We start from the raw sequence: 5,645 nt of genomic DNA, 5'->3' as shown, positions 1-5,645 counted from the left end.
TGCAAAAGGCTTCAAAGATAAATCTGACCGCCTAAAGGCGGTGGTTTTAACCCTGCTTCGGACAATAAATTTATTCATAAAGAGGCTTCAATGGATATCGGACCAATTGGCATCTTCATTACTATGGCAATAGCGCACTTCCTGGCACTTCTGAGCCCAGGCCCTGACTTCATATTGGTTGTAAAAAGTGCACTGAAAGGAAACCGCAAAAATGCTACTGGCGTTGCATTTGGTATTGCGACTGCAAATGCCGTTTACATCGGATTGTGCCTCATTGGCATTGGCGCCATTCTCTCCACCTCGGTGCCGCTAATGATTGCGCTCAAATTCATTGGCGGGTTATTTCTCATTTACATAGCATATAACGCATTAAAAGCGCCAAAAAATGCTTATCAAAATATGACTGTAGAACCGGAAGGTCTCGCCAATTTTTCATCGCTTGCCTTTTTCAGAGAATTCATAACCGGCTTTCTTTCTGGAATTTTAAACCCTAAAAACCTCTTATTTTATCTCAGTCTATTTACCGTAGCGCTTACACCAGAGGTCAGTTTTCAGTTCAAACTACTGCTCGGGGCATGGATGACTGCTGTCGTCCTCTTTTGGGATATCGCTATCATCTATGTGCTGTCTAACAAAAAGGTGCGGAACAAATTTACTAAAATAGCGTTTTACCTAGACAAAATAACTGGCGTTATTTTAGGTGGCATTGGATTTAGCATCGTTAAGTCCGTTTGGGCAAATCGGTAAAAAACAACAAACGCAACCACGGAAGCTCGTGCAGCGCGCGCGCAATCGACAGGCGTTTTTCCGAGGAGACGGATTATCGCCACCATCGCCCGAGAGAACGGATCCAAATACATGACTTACGACATAACACAACAAAAGCGACTGACTGCTATTCCGGCAGCTTTTCCCGCCACAAGAAATGTCAGCGACCAAAATTTCTCGACTTCAAAATCACAACTTGCAACGACTTCGCCTAGCGAGGACACCACCAATCTTGAAAGCGCAGACTCTCTCTCAAGGATTGCGCAAAAATATAATGTCCGAAACATATCTCCACGTGAGATGTCCGTGATGAGCCAAGATCTTTACCAAGGAGGTTTCATCTCTTTTCAAGATCACGCCCTGCTGTCTTTTCAACCTGACCTCGGGGACGGTTATCCCGGCGCAACCAATCGACCGGAAACCCCCAAAGACTTCATTGCTCATTGGGAGCAGCAATTAAAAATGCATGAACAGCAAGGCGAGTTATCTTTTGCGGAAAAAGACAGAAAAATATTAAACATACTTGGCAATTTGGACGCAATCTCCAAGCACGGAAACGCACAAGCGGACGCATTTATTTGATCACCAGAGGTAGCCGCGTGCTATTTGTCCTTTGCGAAAGACTATGGCGCAAATAAAAAGCCAGCCAACCATTTGCATCATGCAATGCCCCCGAAACCCGAAGCACATTGATCGAAACCATGCAGATTCGAGAAGCGACGACCACCGATTTCGAGGCGATCTGGCCGATATTCCGGGAGATCGCCTCGGCCGGTGAGACCTATGCCTATCCACGCGAAACCTCGAAGGAGGAGGCGGAACGGCTGTGGATGCAACAGCCCCGCAAGACATTCGTCGCCGAGACGAATGAAGGGATTGCCGGCACCTATTACATCAAGACGAATCAGGCCGGCCCCGGCAATCACGTCTGCAACTGCGGCTACATGGTCGCATCGGCCGCTCGCGGTCAGGGTCTGGCGACGACGATGTGCGCGCATTCCCAGGCGATTGCGCTCGATTTGGGCTACAAGGCCATGCAGTTCAATTTCGTCGCATCCAGCAATCTGGGGGCGATCCGGCTTTGGACCCGGCTCGGATTCGAGACCGTCGGGCGCCTGCCAAGAGCGTTCGATCATCCGGCCAAGGGTCTGATCGATGCTCTGGTGATGTACAAATGGCTAGCCGAGGACCCGCCGAACGCCTGATCGCTCGCAACGGACTCGCCATCGGACGATAGGTGTCGAAGCAGCCCCGCACTTGGCTCCTAACAACCAAGCCCGGCTGGTCGACAGCAACCAGATGGATGCGCCCTCCTCCGCTCCTGCCTCTCTAAGTAACTGACGTATCGGCCCTCTCGGTTTCGGCACGGTCGATGCTTCACTCAGTGCGAACCACCGACTCCGAGTCCCAGTCGACGCCCCAGGATGATGTCCACCGTGGGTGAGGCTCGGAGCATCACTGAGCACGCGGACGCATTGCGAGGAGGCTCTAACCATGTCCAGACATTTCTCGACCGCTCCGGTCGCGGCAGCCATTTTGATCGCGCTCGGGACCGCGAATCCGGCGTTCGCGGACGATACAATGAGCACGGCGTCCAGCGACATCGAGTCGCGCCCGCTCACGGCCCAGAACGAATCCCGCCTCTCCGCTGCAGCGGTCAAGGTTCTGCGCAACATCGCCGGTGCACGGGGCGAGCTGCACGGCGACTCGCCCGATCTGGTCAAAGCCAAGTCGCAGCTCGATCAGGCCGGACAGAGCCTGAACGACATCCAGGAGATGCTACCGACCACCGTCATCAAGGATCGGGTTTGGATCGCCAAGAAGCACCTGGAGTACGAAGACAGCGAAGCGGTTCTCCCCGATCTGATCCCCATCTACGCCTCGCTCGACGAACTGGTCGACGCCATGCCCACGGAACAGGCGAAGGCACATCTGGATCGAGTCCAGCAAGCCCTACAGAAGGGCGACAAGTCTGCGGCCACCGAGCAACTACAGGCGGTCGACGCAGCTCTGCTTTACGTCGAGGCCGATCTGCCGCTCAACAGCACCCGGCATCTCATCGCTCAAGCCAAGGCCGACATCGCCAAGCAGGATGCCAAGGCAGCTGACGCGGCGCTGGCCGATGCCGAGGGCAATGTGGTCTTCGTCTCGATGGGGATCGAGTCGCCCCTCACCCAAGCGAAAAGCTCACTCTGGCGCGCCTGGAAGGACCGCGAGCTGGGCCGGATGGATTATGCCAAGGCCGAATTGAACCGCGCGGTCAGCTATCTCGAACGGGCAGCGCAAAGCACCGACCAGGTCACTCGCGAGACCGCAGCCGGACTGGTCTCCGAAGTCCGCGAGCTGCACGGAATGATCGACGACGGAGACGACACGATCACGCGTCAACTGGAGCGCACCTGGCAAGAAACCAAGGCGCTTTCGGAACGCTCGGTCGAATACATCAGTACCGGCTGGCAGCGGATGCGGGCCGGTCGGAAGGATAAGAAGGAGCTGATCGAAGCCAAGCTGCACCTCGCCGACGCGCGCATCGACCACCTCTACTCGCGCGACAACGACGCAGCCAGGGCGGAGCTGGCCGAGACGAACGGCTACCTGAATGCGGCGCTTCCGCTGGTGGATGATGCGGACAAGGCGGAGGTCAAGGATGTCATTGCCCAAGTCACTGCCATTGACCAGGCAGTGAACAGGGACGACGACGCAGCGGACAGCACGCAGGCATTCCAGCAGACCGAGGACGCCCTGGCGGACCTGATTCATCGGCTCTGACCCGATCCTTCCCACCAAGCCCCGCGCGGAGATGCATTCTTGAGCGTATTCGAGACGACAGTGGCAAGCATGACACCCTGGCTACAGGCTTACGGCTATCCCGTGTTAGCGGTGACCGTCGCCCTTGAGGGCGCGGCCATTCCGCTCCCCGGCGGCATTCTCATGGCCGCAGCGGCGATCCTCGCGGCACATGGCGAACTCAGCCTGGCGGGCGTGCTACTCACCTGCTGGCCGGCCGCCGTCGCCGGAGACAATCTCGGGTACTGGATCGGTCGCAACGGCGGACGCCGTCTCTTACTGCGGAGTGGCGTGCGCCGTCGCCGCCTCGGTCGACTCCAGCGCTTCTTCAGACGCTTCGGGATCTGGCTCCTCGTCTTCGGTCGCTTCTTCGACGGCACCCGTCAGCTCGACGGCCTGGTCGCCGGAAGCGCCAGCATGCCCTGGCGGCGGTTCTTCCTCGCAGACCTGGCCGGAACCGCGCTCTGGGTCCTCACCTGGGTCATCGGACTCTATACCTTCGACCAGCACCCCGGAGCGATCCATCGTCTCATCCTGCAGCTCAACCCCTGGGTGGCAACCATCGCGCTGGTCGCGCTGGCCTTGGTGATTTGGAGACTGCTGTCGCGCGGACCGGACAGCACCTCGGAAAAGAGATCGGGGGTGCGCTTGCAAGGCCCTGGCCCCGGCGAGCCGCCTGGGTAGCGCGCAGCGCAACTTAGGAACAAGACGCCTCACAGCTCATAATGCACCCCGATCTCGATCAGCCGCTCCGGCGGCGCGCCGAGCAGGAAGGCCGGGCTGGGGGTGTTGCGCTGCATGAAGGCGTAGAGCCGCGCCCGCCAGCGGCTCGCCGTGCCGACCTTGGCGATGCTGACGCGCACGCGGCTGAGGAAGAGGCTCGGATGCTCCGTTGGTGGCGGATAGGCGCTCTGCGAGAGCAGATCGAGGATGGTTTCGAAGCGAGGTCGTTCCATGTACCCCAGGCACAGCACGGCCGCGAAGAAGCCGGAACCGAGGCGTTCCACCGTCAGCTTGTCCTCCAGACGCACGCGGGGCGCGTCTTCGATCTCGATCTGCAGGACATAGGTCTCGCGGTGCAGCATCTGGTTGTGACGGAAGTTGTGCAGCAGACTCTGCGGGACGTGGCGCGCGGTCCGCGTGAGGAAGATGGCGCTTGCCGGCGAGCGGGCGGCCGATTGGACCGCCTCGCTGGCGACGAAGTCGGTCAGCAAGGGGGCGGTCTGCTGCTGGCCCCAGCGCAGCCGGTCCTGGCCCCAGCGCCAGGTGAGCATGATCAGCAGCATGCATCCACTGATGACGACGATGATCTGCGCCCCGGAGAACAGCTTGGTCGAGAGCGCCGCGAGGAAGGCCAGATCGACGCCCAGGAAGACGACTCCCAGAGACAGGATGGCGAACCAGCCGCGCCGATTGACCTTGCGCTGGACGCCCAAGAAGAGCACGGAGGTGATGAGGGTGACCCCGCCGATCGCCAGGCCGTAGGCATTCGCCAGACCGTCTGCGGAGCGGAAACCGAGCACGAGCAGGAGGGTGCCGGCCATCAGCAGCCAGTTGATGGAGCCGATGTAGATCTGCCCCGCCTGACTCGCCGAGGTGTGGCTGACCCGCAGCTGCGGGTAATAGTCCAGCTCGCCGAGCTGGCGGAAGAGCGAGAAGAGTCCGCTGATGATCGCCTGCGAGGCGATGACGGTGGCCAGGGTCGCGATGCCGATCAGACCGATCAGCCACGGCCCGGACACCAGCCCGAAAAAGCTGTTGCCCGGATGCTCGGGCGCGCTCAACAGCAGAGCGCCCTGCCCCAGATAATTCAGCATCAAGGCCGGCCAGACCAGAAACAGCCAGCTCATCTGGATAGGCCGCCGGCCGAAGTGGCCCAGATCCGCGTAGAGCGCCTCCGAGCCCGTCACCACCAGGAACACGGTGCCGAGCGCCAGGAAACCGATCCAACCGTTGTCCTGGAAGAACCAGACGGCGTAACGCGGATCCAGCGCGGCCAGCACACCGGGAGCCTTGAGGATCCACTCAACAACCACCAGCTAAAGCTGGTGGGTTGAAGCTACGGACTGAAAGTCCGGATACGGGTCGAT

The 5,645-nt window shown here is 59.1% G+C and carries 6 protein-coding genes; 5 read left to right on the top strand and 1 reads right to left on the bottom strand.

What is annotated here, in order from left to right:
• Nucleotides 1–90 precede the first annotated feature (90 nt).
• From ACFSJC_RS06565 to ACFSJC_RS06545, 5 genes are all read left to right on the top strand, one after another.
• Complete coding sequence (locus ACFSJC_RS06565; protein ID WP_386024925.1) at nt 91–747, top strand: LysE family translocator; 657 nt, start codon at nt 91–93, stop codon at nt 745–747.
• Nucleotides 748–858: 111 nt separating this feature from the next.
• On the top strand, nt 859–1,350 hold the full coding sequence (locus ACFSJC_RS06560) for a hypothetical protein (protein ID WP_386024922.1): 492 nt from the start codon (nt 859–861) through the stop codon (nt 1,348–1,350).
• Nucleotides 1,351–1,469: 119 nt separating this feature from the next.
• On the top strand, nt 1,470–1,973 hold the full coding sequence (locus ACFSJC_RS06555; RefSeq protein ID WP_386024920.1) for a GNAT family N-acetyltransferase: 504 nt from the start codon (nt 1,470–1,472) through the stop codon (nt 1,971–1,973).
• 289 nt (nt 1,974–2,262) lie between these two features.
• The gene (locus ACFSJC_RS06550) at nt 2,263–3,537 is read left to right on the top strand and encodes a YfdX family protein (protein WP_386024917.1); all 1,275 of its coding nucleotides are present in this window, start codon (nt 2,263–2,265) and stop codon (nt 3,535–3,537) included.
• 39 nt (nt 3,538–3,576) lie between these two features.
• A complete protein-coding gene (locus ACFSJC_RS06545; protein WP_386024914.1) occupies nt 3,577–4,239 on the top strand; it encodes a DedA family protein in 663 nt (220 codons plus the stop codon).
• Nucleotides 4,240–4,268: 29 nt separating this feature from the next.
• On the opposite strand, the gene ACFSJC_RS06540 is transcribed toward ACFSJC_RS06545, so the two are convergent.
• The gene (locus tag ACFSJC_RS06540) at nt 4,269–5,591 is read right to left on the bottom strand and encodes a KUP/HAK/KT family potassium transporter (protein ID WP_386024910.1); all 1,323 of its coding nucleotides are present in this window, start codon (nt 5,589–5,591) and stop codon (nt 4,269–4,271) included.
• Nucleotides 5,592–5,645 lie beyond the last annotated feature (54 nt).

This window comes from Thiorhodococcus fuscus, from assembly GCF_042682685.1.
Lineage (GTDB): Bacteria > Pseudomonadota > Gammaproteobacteria > Chromatiales > Chromatiaceae > Imhoffiella > Imhoffiella fuscus.
Note: the sequence above shows the minus strand (reverse complement) of the source record. Positions and strands in the feature narration are given on the sequence as shown.